The following is a 15,084-nucleotide window of genomic DNA, read 5'->3' as shown; positions in this document are numbered from 1 at the left end:
TACTAGAATTTGAAATATGTGGATTTGACCGGTCTGTTGTGATATGATGAGTATCCTTTTTGTGTGAGTGAAGCCAGTCTTGCACGAGATCATTCTTTAAGATTACTTTTAGGAGGTAACTGAAATTGGAAGACGACTTTCAAAGTGCCTATCAAGAGGAAGAAGACAGGCTGAACAGCGCGCTTACAGAGATCGACACTGTCCTGGAGAGACTGCGCAGCATACCGGTGTACACAGGAAGCGAGTATACCGAGCAAGTGCTGGAGGATTCCAGAGAACAGAGGCGCAAAGATCTTGCCAAGCTTAGGCAGGAGCCTTATTTCGGACGGCTTGATTTTCAGGGCAATGACGAGGACGAACGCAAGGCACTATATATTGGCAAAATCGGCGTAGACCGAGAACAGGTAAGCGACCGTCCGCTAGTCATTGACTGGCGCGCACCGGTAGCAAGCCTGTTCTATTCGTTTACAGGCGGAACTGAGCCGGCCTCCTATGAAGCCCCGGAGGGGCTGATTGAGGGGCTGGTATATTTAAAACGCAACGTGGTGATCCGCAAGCAAATCCTGGAGCGGGTGGCGGATACCTACAACCGCGACAGCGACGCCCCGGCCGTATCCGATGAATTTCTCGTATACCGCCTGGGCGAGAATAAGGACAACCGTCTCCGCGATATCGTCTCGACGATTCAGGAGGAGCAGGACAAGATTATCCGTGCCGCGAAGAATACGGCGCTGATCATTCAGGGTGTGGCCGGAAGTGGAAAAACAACGGTTGCATTGCACCGCCTGGCTTTCCTGCTGTATCAATACAAGGAACAGGTCTCCGCGGAGAAAATGATTATTTTCGCCCCGAACCGGATGTTCCTGGATTATATTTCGGATGTCCTGCCGGAGCTTGGCGTGGGCAACATTGCCCAGAGTACCTTCCCGGATTGGGCTGCGGACGTGCTGGGGATCACACTGCCGGAGCAAGATACAGCGGAAACGATGAACCGCTGGTTCGAAACGGCAGGCAGCATGCCGGTGATTACTGAAGAAACACCGGGCCGCTTCAAGGGTTCGACGGTGCTGATGGAGATTATTGAATCCACGATCAAGCTCCTTGAGACCGGTGCGGTGCCGGAGGGGGATTTCATTCCCTGGGAAGGTGCGGTACTGCGGCGTTCGATGATTCTGCGCTGGCATAACGAGGAATACGCCCCCTATCCGCCGGCCAAACGCAAAGAGCGTGTGATGGCCAGAATTCACCGCTGGATTGAGATGGAGCTGAAGAAGAGCCCTTCGCAGGCAGCGCTGAAGGAACGCAAGAAAAAAGCGGCGGCACGCGAGAAGACCTACAGCGGCAAGTGGCCCAAATATGATCCGCTTATGATCTATAAGCAGATTTTCCGGGCGGCAAAGGTTCCGGAGCATTGGCCGGCTGCAGCCCCGGAGATTATTCCGCAAGGTGTGCTGAAGGAAACGGTCAAGGAGCTCAAAAAAGGCATCCTGCGCGAAGAGGATCTGCCGCCGCTGCTCTATATTCATTATCTGCTCAGCGGAAATGAAGGCGGGGACCGCTTTGACCATATCGTTATTGATGAGGCGCAGGATTTCTCGCCTTTCCAGATTGCGGTGCTTGATTTGTATGTGAAGGGTCATTCCTTTACCATTTTGGGCGACTTGTCACAGGGGATACATGCCTACAAGGGCGTACATGCCTGGGAAGAGATGCAGACGCTGTTTGCACCGGAACATACGGCCTATCATGCACTGACCCGCAGCTACCGGTCCACCATGGAAATCATTGAATTTGCCAACAGCATATTGTCTTCCGGTGTTGGCAGCTCCCTGCTAGCCGTTCCGGTCTTCCGCAGCGGCAACCCGGTCCGGCTGATCTCTTACGCCGATCGCCAGCCGGCGGCAACAGCAGCCGGGAGTGAGCGCCTCAGTGCCGTCAGAACGGCTCTGGGGGCCCTCTCCGGGCGTGAATACCGCACAGTGGCTGTCTTAACCCGCAGCCTGCGGGAAGCTGCTGAGCTGTACGACTCGCTTGCCGGACAGTTTGACGATCTTCACCTGATTGACGGCAGCATGACTGAATATCAGGGCGGGCTGTCTGTACTGCCGGTGTATCTGTCCAAAGGGCTGGAGTTCGACGCTGTTATCTTGGCAGACGCGGACAGCGGACATTACGGGGAAGCGGCCTGGGACGCGAAGCTGATGTATGTCGGCTGTACCCGTGCGCTGCATGAACTGTGGCTGCTGCATGACGGGCAGCTGCCGCCTTATGTACAGCTGCTTGGAGAAGAGACAGTCTCCGGCTGGCCTGAATCACAGTAGTGCAACTATAAAAAGCGGACCGCCTGTCATAAACAGGGCGGTCCGCTTTTTATATTCTATAGGGTGAGAACATCTTATTTCATCTCGTTTTGTTCCGTGATATGGAACCGTTCCACCTGCTGCTGCATATCGGAAGCCATAGCGGACAACGCTGTAGAGGAGGCCGTAATCTCCTCCATGGAAGCAAGCTGTTCCTCCGTTGCAGCTGTTACGCTCTGGAAGGAATCCAGCGCTGCCCGCGAGATGGCAGCCATCTCCTGTACGGAGGCAGCCACTTCTGCCGAGCTGGCAGACATTTGCTCGGTAATCGCCGAAACCTCATGAATTTGTTCGCCCACGTGCCGGGTAGACTGCTCAATTTGGATGAAGGCATCGCTCGCTTCCAGCGCCAGGTTCATGCCTTGCTCAACGTCTTCGGCCACTTTATGTTTCATTACATCATAGGCGCTGGTGATCAGGCCGACCATTTCGGTAATGGTCTCCTGGATTTGACCCGCGCTGACATGGGAGGCTTCGGACAGCTTCCGCACCTCTCCGGCAACAACGGCGAATCCTCTGCCCTGTTCTCCGGCACGGGCAGCTTCAATAGCTGCATTGAGCGACAATAGATTGGTCTGCTTCGCGATCGCGGAGATCGCTGTACTTGCTTCTGCTACCTTTGTGCTAAGCCCGTTAAGTTCGGAAATCAGTCCGCCGGACTGCTGAACGGACTGGCGGATTGTCTTCATCTGCTCGCTGACATGCTGCACTCTGGTGCTTCCGGTGTTCACAACCTGTTCAGTCTGTACTGCGGCACTTACAATGGCCTGGGAAGCGGAAGCAATTTTGTGGATGGCTTCGGACATTTCATCCATAGTTACGGCTACCTCGGAGGATGCATAGGCCTGGGTTTCCACACCGCGGGTGGATTCCTCCACCAGTCCGGTGACATACTCCACTGCCTTGCTGTTCTCGCCGGTGCTGGCTGTCAGCTGCTCACTGGCAGCTGCGAGCTGGCCTGATGTTTCGGCCACATCCTGCACCATCTTTCGAAGCGACGCTACCATGGCATTATAGTTGCCCGCAAGCTGCCCGATTTCATCTTTACGTGTGGTGTGGACCACTTCGTCCAGATAACCCTCGCTGACACGCTTTGCCGAACGGTTCAGCTGCTCAAGCGGCTTGGTAATGCGGCGGATAATGAAGAACGTTACTGCAGCGGCCAGAAGCAGCGCAACCAGCAAAACGATAGCTGAGTTATACAAAATAGGATAAACGGCCTCTGCATACTCGCTCTCGGGCAGCACACCGACCAGCTTAAAGCCGCTAAGTTCATTCGTAATGTAAAAGCCGTCCATTACCTGGTCTGTGGCACTGTCTTTGTAAGACACTTTGCCTGCCGGGGCCGCATTCAGCGTATCCAGCAGCCCGCCTGTAACGGGGCTTCCTACCTCCAGAGTGGGATGGTAGATAACCTTATTGCTGCTGTCCAGTATATATACATAACCGCTGGAACCGAGGCTGACATTCTGCGCCAGTTCCATAAGCCCACTCATGCTCAAACTGATTGTAGCTACCCCTTTGCCGTCCTGAAAGGCTCTGGAGATCGGCAGGATGAAGGAGTTTGTAACCTTGGAGAAAATCGGGTTGATAACGGATGTGCGGTCCGGTGTCTTCAGCGCGTCAATATACCAGTCGCGGACCCGGGGATCATAGTCGTTTGGTTTGGAATCAGGCGCGAACATAAACTTGCCATCGCTGTTGCCTAAAGCAACGATGTCGATCTCAGGATGCTCCGCTTTAAATTTGTTGATCTGATTCCGTACGCGTGGAGAGTTCGCTGTCAGATCCGCTGCAGTAATTTGATAGGCAAGCTGATTCACATTGCTGCTCTCGAGCTGTATTAATTGCTCAAGTGTCTTATCGAGAAGATGAATGCTCGATTTTGTAGTTTCCTCCATTTTGCCCTGCAGCTCTGTTTTAGAAGTTTCTGAAGAGTTGACAGCTAGTACAAGCGAAGGAACTGCAATGGCGGTAATGATAAAAGCCATTAGTTCAGTTCTGAGTTTCTTGATGCGGAATACTTGTTTGAGGATGTGCCTTTTAGCTGTCATATTATATTCCTCCTGCTTTTAATTACTTCCATATCTATTAGTTAATAGATAATTACTTTTATATTTCGACACTAATCGACTTATTTTTTAGATTTTTCTTAAAAAAATAAGTTCCCATCTGGTGAAGAACAGTTATAACTGTTCTTGAACTTGTAACCTATCCCTGGGTATGGCTTAATAATAAGTGTCCGGCCGGGCAGATTACTCTGGAAGGAGGCTGATTGAAATGATTTCAGTATACGAGGTGGTTTCCGTCTAAGACGGAAATCCGCATAACCGGAGGAGGCCGAAAGGCCTCCTTATTTAAAAAACATAGAAATAAATAATTCACATAAAGTTGTGATCAAAACCGAATGTAGACGCTATCCAATGGTTTTTATATAATGAACTTACGGTATTTACCAAATATGAGCTGAAGAAAGGAGGCAGGTGACGTGATCAATTCATTGCAAGCAGTCGTCGGACACAAAGGGACACACCTGTTGAAGGAGGAAGTAAAAAGTGAGTTATGTAAATGGGAAGGATGTGCTCCCCCCGGGCCTGCTCGAAGAGCTTCAGGGATACATCCAGGGTGAATTGCTATACATCCCCAAGAAAACCGAGCAAAGGGTAAGATGGGGCGAGAACAGCGGATCCAGGCAGGAGATTGCCAGCCGGAACGAGGAGATATTCTGCAGTCACAGCAGCGGCTGCTCAGTGAACGAGCTGCAGAAGAGATACCATTTATCCGAAGAAAGCATCCGTAAGATTATTTCAAAAATGCGGCTGGCGCTGAACCGCTAGCCTGAACTTTGAACAAAGAGCATGGCACCGCCGGAGGAGGCGAGGTCATGCTCTTTTTAAATACAAGGGTGTATACGCAGTATGGTATGATAGTGGGAGGTATCCTAATAGTGCCGACCTACAAGATTACAGCAAGGAAGTGGAACAATGGATTTATTTTCGCTCGGGGAAGACACCGGTAGCGGACGCCTGCTGGCGGACCGTATGCGTCCGGCGAATCTTGATGAATATATAGGACAAGAGCATATTGTTGGCCAGGGGAAGCTGCTGCGCAGAGCTATTGAGGCAGATCAGGTCTCCTCTATTCTGCTTTACGGCCCTCCAGGCTGCGGAAAAACAACATTGGCCCATATTATTTCCCATCATACACAGGGGGAATTCGTCCGCCTGAATGCGGTCGAAGCCTCGGTCAAGGATGTGCGGGAAGTAATCGAGCGTGCTCAGAGCAATAAGGCATTGTACGGCTCCAAGACCATTTTGTTTCTGGATGAGGTGCACCGCTTCAACAGCTCCCGCCAGGATGCACTGCTTCCCGCTGTGGAGAAGGGGACCGTCACCTTTATCGGCGCGACGACGGAGAACCCGTTCCACTATGTGAACGGGGCGTTATTGAGCCGCTCCACACTGTTCCAGCTGGAATCGCTGACCAGTGAGCACAGTCTGATTGCTATGAGACGGGCGCTTACCGATGAGCAGCGGGGGCTTGGCTTCATGCAGCTGCAGGTGGATGAAGAAGCTTTACAGCATATTGCAACGATGGCCAACGGCGATATCCGCCGGGCGCTTAATGCACTTGAGCTGGCTGCCATGACCACTGCGCCGGAACCGGACGGCAGTGTGCATATTACACTTGCGGTGGCTGAAGAATCCATCCGCCGCCCGATTGTCAAAGCGGATGAATCGACGCAATATGATGTGTTGTCTGCGTTTCATAAAAGCATCCGCGGCTCCAGCGACGCGGCGCTGTTCTGGTTTCTCTATGCTGTGGAGAAGCTGGGGATGGACCCGATGACATTCATCCGCCGGCTGATCGCTGCCAGCAGTGAGGATATCGGCCTCGCCAATCCGCAGGCGATGGTCCAGGCGGTCAGCGCACTTGAAGCCTACCGCAATAACGGCTGGCCGGAAGCCAAGCTGAATATTGCCCAGGCGATCCTGTTTGCGGTGGAAAGTCCGAAATCGAATGCCGTGACCGTGGCGATTTCGAATGCCATGGCCAGTATCGACGAGTTGAAATCGGCTGAAGTACCACTGCATCTGCGCGATACGCATTATAAAGGAGCCGTGAAGCTCGGCCATGAGGGCTACCAGTATCCGCATAATTTTCCGGGCCATTATGTCAAACAGGATTATCTGCCTAAGGCTATTGCACGCCGGGTCTTTTATCAGGCTACTGAACAAGGCAATGAAGCGAAGATCCGCCATAACCAGTCGCTTCGGCGCGGACAGTAGTCATATAGGCGTTCGATTATACAACTTTCTCCATATTATTCATCAGCCGCTTATTTTACAGGGGGAGATTTCATTCCTTTTGTAAAAGAAGCGGTTTTTTGTTTAACGGACTCGCGTTTTTTCTGATAGACTCCAATTTTTTTACAAAAATATCTATTTTTTATTACATATTTGCTATTTTGTATATAGAATTCTATTCCTATATATGGTATATATTTACATAGGATGAAAATCATCCTAAAGATACCCGGGAAGAAGGTGGAAAACTTTATTGGGGATGAATAAGAGAGTTAGGATCCACGGTTTGAAGAGTCTGTGCAGAGATGAAATTGAACACAAGGACAAGAAGGACAAGAAGGACAAGAAGGACAAGAAGGACAAGAAGGGAGAAGGGCTAAGATGGGCAAAGGGATCAAGAAGGGCTGGGTTTTGTCCTTGAGCTTTATGTTAGCGGTTACATGTTCCGGAGCTGTATTTCATCCATCTGTGGGCACAGCAGCGGCTGCCGACTACAACTACGCGGAGGCACTGCAAAAATCGATTTATTTCTATGAGGCTCAGCGTTCAGGCGATCTGCCGGAAGACAACCGGGTCGAGTGGCGAGGGGACTCCGGACTTCTGGATGGTGCGGATGTCGGCCACGATTTATCCGGGGGCTGGTATGATGCGGGTGATCATGTCAAATTTGGATTTCCAATGGCTTATACAGCTACGATGTTGGCCTGGTCGGTCTATGAATACAAGGATGGTTACGTCCAGTCCGGCCAGCTGGAGGAGATTCTGGATAATATCCGCTGGGCTACCGACTATTTTGTCAAAGCCCATACAGCTCCAAATGAGCTATGGGGACAAGTAGGGAACGGAACGGCCGACCATAATTGGTGGGGAGCAGCGGAAGTGATGCAAATGCAGCGGCCCTCCTACAAAATTGATGCAACTCATCCCGGCTCTGATCTGGCGGCAGAAACCGCAGCGGCGCTGGCTTCGGCATCGATTATCTTCAGGGATTCGGATGCTGTCTATGCGGACAAGCTGCTGCTGCATGCCAAACAGCTGTATCAATTTGCGGACACTTACCGCGGCGCCTATTCGGATAGTATTACCGACGTCAAGCAGTATTACAATTCATGGAGCGGTTATGCCGATGAATTGAGCTGGGGCGGTGTATGGCTCTATTTGGCGACCGGTGAGCAGACGTACCTGGACAAGGCAGTAGCCGCAAGCAGTCTGTGGGGAACGAACCAATCGGGATTATGGGGTTACCAGTGGACACAATCCTGGGATGACAAGCATTACGGTGCGCAGCTGCTGCTGTCACGGATTACCGGGGATGCCAAGTTCATTCAATCTACAGAACGAAACATGCAGTATTGGACAACCGGCGTAGGCGGGACTAGCGACCGGGTCGCCTATACACCTGGAGGATTGGCACATCTGGATCAGTGGGGTGCCCTGAGATATGCCGCCAACCAGGCATTTTTGGCGTTTGTTTACGCGGACTGGGTAAGCGACCCTGTCAAAGGCGAAACGGCCCGTTCTTTCGCGGAACGGCAGATTACGTATATGCTGGGCGACAACCCGCGGAACAGCAGCTATGTGATCGGATATGGTAACAATTCGCCGCAGCATCCGCATCACCGGACCTCGCATGGTTCATGGAGCGACAGCCAGTCTACTCCGGCAGATCATCGTCATGTTCTATACGGAGCGCTGGTCGGGGGTCCATCCAAGACGGACACGTATACCGATTCGATCAACGACTATGTCTCGAATGAAGTGGCAACCGACTACAATTCCGCCTTTACAGGAGCATTGGCCAAAATGATGCTGCTCCACGGGCAAGGGCAGCAGCCGCAACCACAGTTTCCTGCGGCAGAGACCCCTGAGGATGAAATGTTCGTCGAGGCTTCCGTAAATGCCAGCGGCAGCAATTTTGTAGAGATCCGGGCGCTGCTCAACAACCGTTCCGGCTGGCCGGCACGGGTCAGCAAGTCGATGTCCTTCCATTATTATCTGGACCTCAGCGAAGCAATTGCCGCAGGGTACGGTCCTGAGGATATTACGGTCACTGCCGGTGGCTACAACCAGGGAGCAACGGTATCCGCACTTCAGCCTTATGATGAAGAACATCATATTTATTACACCAAGGTTGATTTTACCGGTACTGCGATCTATCCGGGCGGTCAATCCGCTTACCGGAAGGAAGTCCAGTTCCGGATCGCCGCTCCGCTCAACACGCTCTTCTGGGACAATACAAATGACTATTCCTTCAAAGGCGTGGCAACGGGAGGAGCGCTTCCGGTAAAAACGGCGTATATACCGGTATACGATGCCGGGGTGCTTGTGTTCGGTGAACTGCCTCCTGGAGGTGGACATCCGGGTGAACCGGAGGTGCCCGGACGGCCTTCCGGTGTAGCGGCTGTTGCTGAGAACGCCAGCGTAAAACTGTCATGGAACACAGTCAGCGGGGCAACGGGCTATACAGTTAAACGTGCTGTAACGAGTGGCGGACCTTACACTGTAGTTGCAAGCACTACAGGGGCCGTGTACTCCGACAACGGGCTGGTTAACGGTACTACCTATTATTATGTAATCACCGCCTCGAACAGTGTTGGCGAGAGTACGCCATCTCTGCAGGTTAGTGCCCAGCCGCGTGAAACACCTACTCCGGCAAAAGGTGATTTAAGGGTGGAATACCGTACTAATGACAACAATCCCGGGGACGGACAGATGCGCCCGCAATTCCGGATTGTGAACACGGGAACTGCTGCGGTACCGCTGAGTGGTCTTAAGCTCCGCTACTATTTTACCGTGGACGGAGACAAAACCCAGCAATTCCACTGCGATTATGCCGTTGCCGGCAGCGGAAATGTAAGCGGTTCCTTTGTGAAGCTTAATCCGGCCCTAACCGGAGCGGACTACTATCTGGAGATCACTTTTGCTGAAGGTGCCGGAAGCCTTGCTCCCGGAGGGAACAGCGGTGAAATTCAGGTGCGCACCAACAAGGAGGACTGGACGAATTATAGCGAGGGCAATGACTATTCCTACAGTGGAACGCAGCTTGCCTTCGCCGAATGGGAAAAGGTGACACTGTATCGTGACGGAACACTTGTGTGGGGTTTAGAACCATAATTTATCTACAGAGAGGGAGCTAGCCAAAATGATGAAATTGAGCTTAAGCAAGAAGCCTATTTCCGCTATAATGGCCTCGATTCTGTTTCTCTCACTCATAACTGGTTTCTTTACTGGTAACCCCGGAACTGCAAAGGCCGCTTCGGCGGAGGAGACCCGATTTCTGCAATTATATGCTCAGCTAAAGGATCCGGCGAACGGCTATTTCTCGGCTGAAGGCATTCCCTACCATGCGGTAGAGACATTGATGAGCGAAGCGCCTGATTACGGGCATATGACCACTTCGGAAGCTTACAGCTACTGGATGTGGCTCGAGGTGCTGTATGGCCATCATACTGGCGACTGGAGCAAGCTGGAAGCAGCTTGGGACAACATGGAGAAATACATTATCCCTGTTAATGAAGGCGACGGCAAGCAGGAGCAGCCGACGATGAGTTATTACAATGCGAACAGCCCGGCTACCTACGCTTCCGAGTATGCGCAGCCGGATCAGTATCCAAGCCAGCTTAGCGGAAAGTACACGGCAGGCAAAGATCCGCTTGATTCCGAACTGAAAGCAAGCTATGGCAACAACCAGACCTATCTTATGCATTGGCTGGTGGATGTGGACAACTGGTACGGCTTCGGCAACTTGCTGAATCCTACACATACAGCCGCTTATGTAAATACATTCCAGAGGGGCGAACAGGAATCGGTGTGGGAAGCTGTCCCGCATCCGTCCCAGGACGACAAATCATTCGGCAAAACAGGTGAGGGCTTTATGAGCCTGTTCACCAAAGAAAGCAATGCGCCTGCAGCACAGTGGCGTTATACCAATGCTACCGATGCAGATGCACGTGCAGTTCAGGCTATGTACTGGGCCCAGGAGCTTGGCTATAATAATTCAGTTTATCTGAACAAGGCCAAGAAAATGGGGGATTATCTCCGTTACGGCATGTACGACAAGTATTTCCAAAAGATCGGCAGCGCAGCTGACGGCACACCGGAAGCGGGAACCGGTAAGGATTCCAGCCAATACCTGCTTGCCTGGTATACCGCTTGGGGCGGCGGGCTTGGTTCAACCGGCAATTGGGCCTGGAGAATCGGCGCCAGCCATGCGCATCAGGGTTACCAGAATGTCGTGGCAGCCTACGCGCTTTCCAATCCGGACGGAGGTCTGGTTCCGGCATCAGCAACAGCAGGGCAGGACTGGAGCAATTCGCTGAAGCGCCAGCTGGAGTTCTACACCTGGCTGCAATCTGCCGAAGGCGCGATTGCCGGCGGAGCAACGAACAGCTACGAAGGTGCTTATAAGGCTTATCCTGCCGGCACAAGCACCTTCTACGGCATGGCATATGATGACGCGCCTGTCTACCATGATCCGCCGTCCAACAACTGGTTCGGAATGCAGGCCTGGAGTGTTGAACGGGTGGCCGAGCTGTATTACATTCTGGCTGCAAGCGGCGACACAACCTCCGAGAACTTCCAGATGGCCAAGCAGGTGGTGAAGAACTGGGTGGACTGGTCCACGGACTATGTCTTTGCAGGCAGCCGGCCGGTTACGGATGCAGAGGGCTATTATCTGGACAGCCAGGGCAACCGCATTCTCGGCGGTGATAATCCCCAAGTGGCTACAGTTGCTGCTCCGGGAGAATTCTGGATTCCGGGCAATGTGGAATGGCAGGGGAAACCGGATACCTGGACCGGTTTTGCAAGCAGTGACGGCAACGGCAATTTAAAGTCAGTCACCAAGAGCCCGAGCCAGGATACCGGTGTACTCGGCAGCTATATCAAAGCGCTCACCTTCTTTGCCGCAGGTACTGAGGCAGAAAACGGCAGTTATACCGCGCTTGGCGGGAAGGCACAGCAGCTGGCTAAATCCTTGCTGGATACAGCTTGGGGATATAATGATGGTGTCGGTATAGCAACTAAGGAGAGCCGTGGCGATTATGCCCGTTACTTCACCAAGGAGGTCTATTTCCCAAGCGGCTGGACGGGTACCTTTGGACAAGGTAATACCATTCCGGGAACAGCCACAGTACCTTCCGATCCTGCCAAAGGCGGAAACGGTGTCTACGCCAGCTATACTGACATCCGGCCGGATATTGTGAATGATCCCGATTGGCAGTACCTGCTTAACAAATATAATTCGTCATATAATACGGCCACCAAGCAATGGGAGAATGGAGCCCCTGAATTTACGTATCACCGCTTCTGGTCCCAAGTGGATATGGCCACGGCCTATGCCGAATATGACAGGTTAATCAACAACAGCAGCGGTCCGGTCGAGCCCGTTGCCCCGAAAGCGCCCTCCAAACCGGCTGTTGTTGCCGGCGACGGTGTTGTACAGCTTAGCTGGAACAATGTAACTACTGCCGACAATTATACGGTGAAGCGGGCCACTGTCAGCGGAGGTCCTTACAGCGATGTATCAGTAGTTACCCAGGCCACTTACAGCGATACCTCTGTAGTCAATGGAACGACCTACTTTTATGTCGTCAGTGCGGCTAACAAAGTAGGAACAAGCCCGAATTCACCCGAGGTCAGCGCTAAGCCGGCAGCGGCTCCCGAGCCGCCTGTGGGGGATCTGATCGTGCAGTATCGGACCAATGATACAAATCCGGGCGATGCCCAGTTCCGTCCGCAGCTGCGGATTGTGAACAGCGGGGATACTTCGGTTGCACTTAAGGATGTAAAGCTGCGCTACTACTACACGATAGACGGCGAGAAGGCGCAGCAGTTCAATGTAGACTATGCCGCTATAGGCAGCGGCAATGTGCAGGGAACATTCGTCAAGCTGGCTCCCTCTGTGACAGAGGCAGATTATTATGTGGAGATCTCCTTCACTGCGGGTGCGGGCAGCCTTGCTCCCGGAGCCAGCACCGGTGAAATTCAGCTGCGGATCAACAAAACCGATTGGAGCAATTTTAACGAGACCGGCGATTATTCTTACGACCCGGCCAAAACCTCGTTCACTGACTGGGCACGTGTACCACTCTACCTGAATGGAACGCTGGTCTGGGGATTAGAGCCTTAAAAGTGTAGTAGAAGGTAAAATGAAAAGCCGCAAATCCCCAATACTCCGGGACATTTGCGGCTTTGTTATTAATATCACATTTCATATGCGAAACTGTGAAAATATGTGACAAAAAAATCAAATAGATGCGTCGAATCTTGTCGTATTTGTCATGTTACTTAACACCGTAAAAAATTTTTATGGAAAAATCATTGATAATTCACCATAAGTCAATTAGAATAAACTCTAACATTCAGGGATTAATTCCAATATAATCCTAAATGGAAATTCGTAGTTGATAGATAGGGTTACTGTATATAACATGAGTGCTCCTTGCTAAAAAAATCCTAGTGTTAGGGTGATGAACTTGAGTGAAGATTTGCTGCATATTGAGAATTTAACGACATCCTTCAAGATTGCAGACGATTATTACGCTGCGGTCGATGATGTGACGCTCACGGTGAAGAAGAACGAAATCCTCGCCATCGTAGGAGAATCCGGATCAGGCAAAAGTGCGTTGGCTTTCTCAATAATAGGGCTGCACACCAAAGCAAAAATTGATGGACATGTGTATTTCAAAGGTCAGGATATTGTCAAAATGTCCCCAGGTATGCTGAATAAGGTCCGCGGCAAGGAAATGTCGATGATTTTCCAGGACCCCTTGGCTGCACTAAATCCGCTTATGATTATCGGACGGCAGATTGAAGAGGTACTTCTCCTTCATGATTCCGGCCTCTCCAAGAAACAAAGAAAAGCAAAGGTCATCGATTTGTTGACTAAGGTTGGAATTCCCCGTCCCGAGCATACATATCAGCAATACCCTTATGAATTATCCGGCGGCATGCGGCAGCGGGTAGTGATTGCCATCGCAATCGCCAACGGACCACAGCTGCTAATCGCCGATGAACCGACAACCGCACTGGATGTAACGATTCAACTGCAAATTCTTGAACTGATCAAGAAGCTCAAAAATGATATGCAAGCGGGAATTATCCTCATTACCCATGATTTGGGCGTAGTCAGTGAAATGGCAGATCGCGTAGCTGTTATGTACGCCGGGCAAATTGTCGAAATTGCTGATATTTATACGCTGACCTCCAACCCGCAGCATCCTTATACAAGATCTTTATTTAATTCGATACCTACGGTCAAGGAAGCGAAGTCCAGACTGCATGTGATTCAGGGAATCGTCCCGTCGCTCAAAAATTTGCCGCGTACGGGTTGCCGTTTCTCCGCCAGAACCCCATGGATTGATGAATCAGCCCATGAGGAGAATCCACAGCTGCACGAAATTGCTCCGGGTCATTTGGTCCGCTGCACCTGCTACAGACATTTTCATTTCCCCGAGAGCGTTGAGGAGGCTGACAGCCATGGCACTGCTTGAAGTTAAGGATTTACAGGTTCATTTCCCGATTCGAGGCGGCATATTCAGCAGAGCGGTCGGTGAGGTAAAGGCGGTCGACCGGGTCAATTTCATCATTGAGGCCGGGCAGACTTACGGATTAGTCGGTGAATCAGGCTCAGGTAAGACAACGACAGGAAGAGCGATTATCGGGCTGAACGAGATTACAGGCGGCAGCATTCTTTTTGAAGGCGCCGATTTAGCCCTGAAGAACTCACGCAAGCTGAACAATGTCCGCCGCGACGTTCAAATGATCTTTCAGGACCCCTATTCATCGCTCAATCCCAAGAAGCGTGTGCTCGACATCATTGCCGAACCGCTGCGCAATTTCGACAAACAGTCCCCCCAGGAAGAGAAACGGAGAGTTCAGGAGCTGCTGGAGCAGGTCGGCCTGAGTCCGGACAACATTTATAAATATCCGCATGAATTTTCCGGCGGACAACGTCAGCGGATCGGAATCGCCAGGGCGATTGCGCTGAAGCCCAAGCTGATCATCGCCGACGAGCCGGTGTCCGCGCTGGATGTCTCGGTTCAGGCACAAGTGCTTAACTTTTTACGGGACATTCAAAAGGAATTGAATTTAACCTACCTATTTATCAGTCATGATCTCGGAATCATCAGACATATGTGCGATCATATCGGCATTATGTACAAGGGACGTCATGTTGAGCAGGGGACGCCTAAGGATATTTTTGACAATCCGCGCCATATTTATACGAAACGTCTGATTGCCGCAATCCCGGACATTGACCCATTGCAGCGTGACGAACGGACCCGGTTCCGCAAGTCCGTAAGTGAGGAGTACGAGGGAGCCTACCGGAACTATTTTGACAATGACGGTTTAGCTTATCCTTTACAACCCATTTCCGATACCCATTTGGTGGCCATGCCCGAGAAAGGTTGAGA

Annotated in this window: 8 protein-coding genes; 7 read left to right on the top strand and 1 reads right to left on the bottom strand. The window is 51.6% G+C overall.

What is annotated here, in order from left to right:
* Positions 1 to 125: 125 nt before the first annotated feature.
* Positions 126 to 2,321, top strand: coding sequence for a HelD family protein (locus tag AC3WT9_RS15115; RefSeq protein WP_341379586.1), 2,196 nt, complete (start codon positions 126 to 128; stop codon positions 2,319 to 2,321).
* A gap of 74 nt (positions 2,322 to 2,395) precedes the next feature.
* Here AC3WT9_RS15115 and AC3WT9_RS15110 read toward each other — a convergent pair whose 3' ends face one another.
* Positions 2,396 to 4,414: a methyl-accepting chemotaxis protein gene (locus AC3WT9_RS15110; protein ID WP_341379585.1), complete on the bottom strand. Its 2,019-nt coding sequence runs from the start codon at positions 4,412 to 4,414 to the stop codon at positions 2,396 to 2,398.
* A 501-nt stretch (positions 4,415 to 4,915) separates the two neighbouring features.
* Between AC3WT9_RS15110 and AC3WT9_RS15105 the strand changes: the two genes are divergently transcribed.
* From AC3WT9_RS15105 to AC3WT9_RS15080, 6 genes are all read left to right on the top strand, one after another.
* Positions 4,916 to 5,197, top strand: a complete 282-nt coding sequence (locus AC3WT9_RS15105) for a CD3324 family protein (protein WP_038595570.1) — start codon at positions 4,916 to 4,918, stop codon at positions 5,195 to 5,197.
* A 147-nt stretch (positions 5,198 to 5,344) separates the two neighbouring features.
* Positions 5,345 to 6,649: a replication-associated recombination protein A gene (locus AC3WT9_RS15100; RefSeq protein WP_341379584.1), complete on the top strand. Its 1,305-nt coding sequence runs from the start codon at positions 5,345 to 5,347 to the stop codon at positions 6,647 to 6,649.
* 399 nt (positions 6,650 to 7,048) lie between these two features.
* Positions 7,049 to 9,781, top strand: coding sequence for a glycoside hydrolase family 9 protein (locus AC3WT9_RS15095; RefSeq protein WP_445935353.1), 2,733 nt, complete (start codon positions 7,049 to 7,051; stop codon positions 9,779 to 9,781).
* A 31-nt stretch (positions 9,782 to 9,812) separates the two neighbouring features.
* Positions 9,813 to 12,797: a glycoside hydrolase family 48 protein gene (locus AC3WT9_RS15090; RefSeq protein WP_341380409.1), complete on the top strand. Its 2,985-nt coding sequence runs from the start codon at positions 9,813 to 9,815 to the stop codon at positions 12,795 to 12,797.
* A 346-nt stretch (positions 12,798 to 13,143) separates the two neighbouring features.
* Complete coding sequence (locus AC3WT9_RS15085) at positions 13,144 to 14,160, top strand: ABC transporter ATP-binding protein (protein ID WP_341379583.1); 1,017 nt, start codon at positions 13,144 to 13,146, stop codon at positions 14,158 to 14,160.
* A complete protein-coding gene (locus tag AC3WT9_RS15080; RefSeq protein ID WP_341379582.1) occupies positions 14,147 to 15,082 on the top strand; it encodes an ABC transporter ATP-binding protein in 936 nt (311 codons plus the stop codon). Before AC3WT9_RS15085 ends, AC3WT9_RS15080 begins: the two co-directional genes overlap by 14 nt.
* Positions 15,083 to 15,084: the final 2 nt, after the last annotated feature.

It is taken from the genome of Paenibacillus sp. EB106-06-01-XG199, from assembly GCF_058791575.1.
The sequence above is the reverse complement of the archived record's forward strand: the minus strand, read 5'-3'. Positions and strand labels throughout refer to the sequence as shown.

Bases quoted from the DNA above. Each gene is read 5' to 3' on its own strand.
- AC3WT9_RS15110 (WP_341379585.1), bottom strand. From the start codon at position 4,414: ATGACAGCTAAAAGGCACATCCTCAAACAAGTATTCCGCATCAAGAAA.
- AC3WT9_RS15100 (WP_341379584.1), top strand. From the start codon at position 5,345: ATGGATTTATTTTCGCTCGGGGAAGACACCGGTAGCGGACGCCTGCTG.
- AC3WT9_RS15095 (WP_445935353.1), top strand. From the start codon at position 7,049: ATGGGCAAAGGGATCAAGAAGGGCTGGGTTTTGTCCTTGAGCTTTATG.
- AC3WT9_RS15090 (WP_341380409.1), top strand. From the start codon at position 9,813: ATGAAATTGAGCTTAAGCAAGAAGCCTATTTCCGCTATAATGGCCTCG.
- AC3WT9_RS15080 (WP_341379582.1), top strand. From the start codon at position 14,147: ATGGCACTGCTTGAAGTTAAGGATTTACAGGTTCATTTCCCGATTCGA.